Origin of the sequence: Microcystis sp. LEGE 08355 (genome assembly GCF_015207185.1) — a bacterium.
GTDB lineage: Bacteria > Cyanobacteriota > Cyanobacteriia > Cyanobacteriales > Microcystaceae > Microcystis > Microcystis panniformis.
In genome coordinates this window covers 1-5180 of the sequence record NZ_JADEXI010000332.1, presented here as the reverse complement: position 1 = coordinate 5180, position 5180 = coordinate 1, and the positions used below count along the sequence as shown (strand labels likewise).

The window sequence follows — 5180 nt, the reverse complement described above, 5'->3', positions numbered from 1 at the left end:
GGCCGCAGGGCTTGCGGTGTCAGTCCGGGTCGCGACCATAAGACCAGAACAGAGTAAATCTGTTAAGGCAGGTGCGAAAAATCCTTCGGGAAAGAAGCAGAAACCCAAATCGTGAGGTTTGGGAATCGCCGTCCGTTTCACGGCGGCGAGGATGTCAACCGCCCACCGTTGTCAATAGTTACTACGGTGCGGGCTGTTATAACTGCGGTGGTTGGGCCGCAGCTGGAGCGGCGGCCACCACAGGAGTCGCCCTCGGCGCCACGGCTGCCACTGCCAATCAAGCGGAATCCTACAATGCAGGATTTGCGGCGGGCAGTGCCTACGCCCTCGGAGCGATCTATACTAACCTCCCAGGGGGATGCGTTTATAACCCAGTTGGTACAAGCACTTATTACCGCTGCGGTACGGCTTGGTTAAGTCCCGCCTACGGTGCTAACGGGGTTTACTATCGGGTCGTGACCGCACCTTTTTAAAGATTTATTAGCCTTGAATATCCCATGAGAAAACCTAACCGACATTTTTCCCTCGCTTTCCTTTTTAGTTCTCTCGCTCTCCTCGCTACAGGCAATCTGACTCTAAGTCAAACAGGTAATTCGATCGCTCAAGCTCAGAACGCCGCTTTGCAAGCCGTCGCCAAGATGACCGAGGGACAGCGCACCTATTATCAGAATAACGGGAATTTTCGAGCGCAAGTTGACAATGTTCAAGAAGATTTCGGGGTTACTTTGCCGAAAACCTTTGATTATGCCATTCGCACCACTTCCGAGGCCGCCTATAGCTACGTTATCCCCGCTCGCTCAACCGTCAGCAATCAGCTAAAAGCTTATGTGGGTGCGGCTTTTATCACTCCTAACCAAGATCCGAAAATCACGACGATTATCTGTCAGAATACCAATCCCGGTCAGACGCGTCCGGCGGATCCGCAATTGGTGCGCGGCAATCAGTTTAATAACCCCGGAAAACTGACCCTCCAGTGCGGCGACTTCTCCGTACAGGTTCCCGCTTCCGAGGTGAACGAGTAGTGTTGAGGTTGGGAGAACAGTTAATTGTCTTGCTGGTAGCGGGCCCGGGACAGTTGATCACTTGACTTTTCGGGAACGATTTAATCCTCTCGGTAATCTGTCTAAATTTATCGAGTTTTTCTCTCGTTTTTAACAATTAATTATCGATTCAGTTGATCGGAGTATCTCATGAAAAGATCGATCGAAACCCTGAGCGTGATCGTATTAGGAAGTATTCTTTTCCATACCGATGTCAGTTTGGCTCAAGTGGCCGAACCCTTCGCCTATCCCAGTCAAGGACAAAGCCAAGAACAACAACAGCAAGACCATTACGCTTGTTATTCTTGGGCAAAACAGCAAACCGGGGTCGATCCCAGTCAGCCGGATCAGATATCCCCCGCCACTGCCGCCCAATCCTCGCAACAGGGACAAGTGCTTCGCGCAAGTGCCAGAGGCGCTTTATTAGGAACGGTCGGAGGAGCGATCGCTGGGAATACTGGGGAAGGTGCAGCGATCGGGGCGGGAGTCGGGGCCTTGGCGGGACTGTTCCGAGAACGAGAAGAACAACAGCAGGCCGAGCAAGCGCAAGTCGAAGCGACCCAAGAGGAAAACCAGCGATTACAAACCTACTATCAAGCCTGGACAGCCTGTATGGAGGGACGGGGTTACAGCGTCCAGTGATTTTCGGCGATCGCAGAAGCGGAAATCTCTGGAAATCCCCTTTCTTTCCCCGTTATTTCTGTACCGAAATATAAGCGATTTTTGACATAACCGGTTAACCATGTTGAGAAACCTCAAAAAACTACTCGATCCCGCAGGTATCCGCATAGCGGCACGCTTTTTCCGGCTTACCGAACGAGCGCCCTTAGTTGCGGTCGTTCTCGTCTTCGTAACTGTCAGTTCGCTCATCGCCGCCTATCCGAGTATCGGACAATCCCTGAGCGGTTCTCCCGCCGATCCCCGATTCCAATTCTCCACTCCCCTACCACCTGGGATCGCCTCCCCCGCTAGAGTAGAAACCCGTCTCGGCCAGTTAAATTTCTTCGATGGTTTTCCCGACAAAGCCACCGCCGATAAACTATTCGATAACCTCGATTTCCAGCGCGCCGTTCAAGCCTATCTACTGGCCATTCCGGCGGTCAATCAGGTTGCTAACCGCAACGCAATCCGCACCTTGGGACCCGCCAATACCGTCGTGCCGATTTTCGAGGAGCTGCTAGACTCGCGATCGATCTTTCTCACCGCCAACGATAATACCGTTTACAGTTGGGCGTGGATCGACCTGAAAAACGGGCCGATCGTCTTGGAAGTTCCCCCGAAGGTATTGGGGACGATTAACGATCTCTGGTTCCGTTGGGTGATCGATGTGGGGATTACTGGGCCGGATAAGGGGGAAGGGGGCAAGTACCTGTTATTACCGCCGGGGTATACGGGAGAAGTGCCATCGGGATATACCTTAGTGCGATCGCCGACTTTTAATCTCTGGGTTCCTTGGCGGAGTTTCCTGGTCAACGGAGATCCGAAACCGGGGGTAGAGTTGGTGAAAAAATTCACGAAAATCTATCCCTTGACGGATACCAACAATCCAAAACCGTTAAATTTCGTCGATATGTCCGGCAAACCTTTCAACACAGTCGCCCCGGCGGATTATCGGTTTTGGGAATTCCTTAATCAAGCCGTGCAGGAAGAACCGAGCGAATCCCTCGATCAGATTCGACTAGGATACTATGCGGCGATCGGCATTGAAAAAGGCAAGCCCTTCGCGCCGGATGCGCGGATGAAAAAAATCCTCACCGAAGCGGCCGCTGTCGGGGATGCCACAGCCCGGGCGATCGCCTTCCAGATGCGGGACAAAAACGCTTACTACTACGCTAACAGCCATTGGGAATTACCTTTTATCGGTGGCTACCAGTTCCAGACCCAGCCCGGTGTTCTCAACCTCGATGCCTATATCTATTACTACTTCATGGCGACGGGTGTTACTCCTGCAATGGAAGAGAAAATGGTGGGACGGGGTTCCCAATACGCATGGACGGCCCGCGATGCTCAAGGAAACCCTCTCGACGGTGGCAAGAGTTATCGCCTGCACCTACCCCCGAACGTTCCCGTTAAAGATTTCTGGTCAGTTATCCTTTACAGCAACCAGACGCGATCGATGATCCAGACCGATCAACGCTTTCCCAGCGTTAGCAGTCAGACGAAAGGACTTCTCAGCAACCCCGACGGTTCAGTAGATGTCTATTTCGGACCGAAAGCTCCGGCGGGTAAGGAAAAGAACTGGATACAGACGGTCCCTGGCACGGGCTGGAATACTATCCTCCGACTCTACGGTCCCCTAGAGCCTTGGTTTAACCAGTCTTGGCGGCCGGGGGAGATCAAGGTAATGAAATAGCCGATTTTTCCGATTTTCACCTCTCGATCGCACAATTTAAAAGGAGCCCTCAAGATGACCCAAGACAAACCGATCCAACGCCAAATTCTACCGATTCCCGACTTAACCCCCTTCGGTCTAACCACCTACGACGCGAAGAATCCGGACACTGACTATCCCCCGATTCGAGATATCCGACCGCCGGCCGGTGCGCCCAACGTGCTGATCGTGCTGCTCGATGACGTGGGCTTCGGAGCCTCCAGTGCCTTCGGTGGGCCGTGCAATACCCCCACTTTCGAGCGATTAGCGGCACAGGGGCTAAAATATACCCGTTTTCATACCACTGCCCTCTGCTCTCCCAGCCGCGCGGCTTTGCTCTCTGGAAGGAATCATCACTCGGTCGGCATGGGCAACATCACCGAAACCGCCACCTCCGCCCCCGGGCAGAGTTCCGTTCGTCCCAACACCAAAGCCCCCCTCGCCTTGACCCTGAAGCTGAACGGCTATTCCACGGCGCAGTTCGGTAAGTGCCACGAAGTACCCGTTTGGCAAACCAGCCCGATCGGTCCCTTTGACGCTTGGCCCTCCGGCGGGGGTGGATTCGAGTATTTCTACGGCTTTATCGGTGGCGAAAATAACCAGTGGGACCCGGCACTTTACGAGGGAACGACCCCGATCGAACCGCCGAAAACTCCGGAGGAAGGCTATCACCTGACCGAGGATCTGGCCGATCGAGCGATCGCTTGGATTAGTCAACAAAAAGCCCTCGCCCCCAATAAGCCTTTCTTTGCCTACTTCGCCCCCGGCGCAACCCACGCCCCCCACCACGTCCCGAAGGAGTGGATCGACAAGTATCGAGGCCAATTCGCTCACGGTTGGGATCGCCAGCGTGAGATCACCTTTGCCCGACAGAAAGAACTGGGCGTAATTCCCCAAAATGCCGAACTCACCCCCCGTCACGCCGAAATTCCCCCATGGGATGACATGGACGAGCGCCTGAAGCCGGTATTAGAGCGCCAGATGGAGGTGTACGCCGCCTTTCTGGAACATACCGATGATCAGGTGGGACGAGTGATTCAAGCCTTAGAAAAGCTAGAAATCCTCGACGATACGCTAATTTACGTCATCGTCGGTGATAACGGTGCCTTCGCCGAGGGAACGCTTCAGGGCGCGTTTAACGAGATGGCCAACTTTAACGGGTTAGCGAGTCTAGAAACCCCGGAATTTCTCCTCTCGAAACTAGATGACTTCGGTGCGCCCGATTCCTATAATCACTACGCGGTCGGTTGGGCCTGGGCGATGAGTAGCCCCTATAAGTGGACGAAACAGGTCGCTTCCCACTGGGGCGGCACCCGCAACGGTACGATTGTTCGTTACCCCAAACTCATCCAGGAAAAAGGTGGGATTCGTCACCAATTCTGTCACGTTATTGATGTGGCCCCGACGGTGTTGGAAGTGGTAGGCATTCCCGAACCGACGATGGTTAACGGTGTCCTACAAAGTCCCTACGAGGGTACGAGTATGGTTTATACCTTTAACGACGCAGCTGCCCCCGAACGTCATGATGTGCAGTATTTCGAGATGTTTGGCAATCGGGGCATCTATTACAAGGGTTGGAGCGCGATTACCAAGCACCGCACCCCGTGGGTGATGACTGGACAGACGATGGTTCCTTTCGACGATGATATCTGGGAACTATACGACGGCAGTACGGATTGGACGCAAGCTCGGGATCTCTGCCAGGAAATGCCAGAGAAACTGCACGAACTACAGCGACAATTTCTGATCGAGGCGGTTAAATATAATGT

General features: G+C 53.7%; 5 protein-coding genes and 1 pseudogene. All 6 read left to right on the top strand.

The features are described 5' to 3' along the window. Positions 1 to 71: 71 nt before the first annotated feature. On the top strand, positions 72 to 473 hold the full coding sequence (locus IQ242_RS16135; RefSeq protein WP_193960655.1) for a hypothetical protein: 402 nt from the start codon (positions 72 to 74) through the stop codon (positions 471 to 473). 24 nt (positions 474 to 497) lie between these two features. Continuing rightward, positions 498 to 1022 carry a type IV pilin-like G/H family protein gene (locus IQ242_RS16130; protein ID WP_193960654.1) on the top strand — a complete coding sequence of 175 codons (525 nt, stop codon included), beginning with the start codon at positions 498 to 500 and terminating at the stop codon, positions 1020 to 1022. A gap of 168 nt (positions 1023 to 1190) precedes the next feature. Then, positions 1191 to 1682 carry a glycine zipper family protein gene (locus IQ242_RS16125; RefSeq protein ID WP_193960653.1) on the top strand — a complete coding sequence of 164 codons (492 nt, stop codon included), beginning with the start codon at positions 1191 to 1193 and terminating at the stop codon, positions 1680 to 1682. Between the two features lie 100 nt (positions 1683 to 1782). Then, positions 1783 to 2556, top strand: a pseudogene (locus tag IQ242_RS27215) (DUF1254 domain-containing protein); the annotation flags it as partial. A gap of 54 nt (positions 2557 to 2610) precedes the next feature. Next, positions 2611 to 3393, top strand: a complete 783-nt coding sequence (locus tag IQ242_RS27210) for a DUF1214 domain-containing protein (RefSeq protein ID WP_370583011.1) — start codon at positions 2611 to 2613, stop codon at positions 3391 to 3393. Between the two features lie 54 nt (positions 3394 to 3447). Then, positions 3448 to 5180, top strand: a 1733-nt coding sequence (locus IQ242_RS16115) for an arylsulfatase (protein ID WP_193960651.1), incomplete at its 3' end; no start/stop codon positions are given.

What these genes read in the sequence shown, in the direction of transcription:
- IQ242_RS16125 (WP_193960653.1), top strand. Translation starts at nt 1,191, where the DNA reads ATGAAAAGATCGATCGAAACCCTGAGCGTGATCGTATTAGGAAGTATT.
- IQ242_RS16130 (WP_193960654.1), top strand. Translation starts at nt 498, where the DNA reads ATGAGAAAACCTAACCGACATTTTTCCCTCGCTTTCCTTTTTAGTTCT.
- IQ242_RS27210 (WP_370583011.1), top strand. Translation starts at nt 2,611, where the DNA reads ATGTCCGGCAAACCTTTCAACACAGTCGCCCCGGCGGATTATCGGTTT.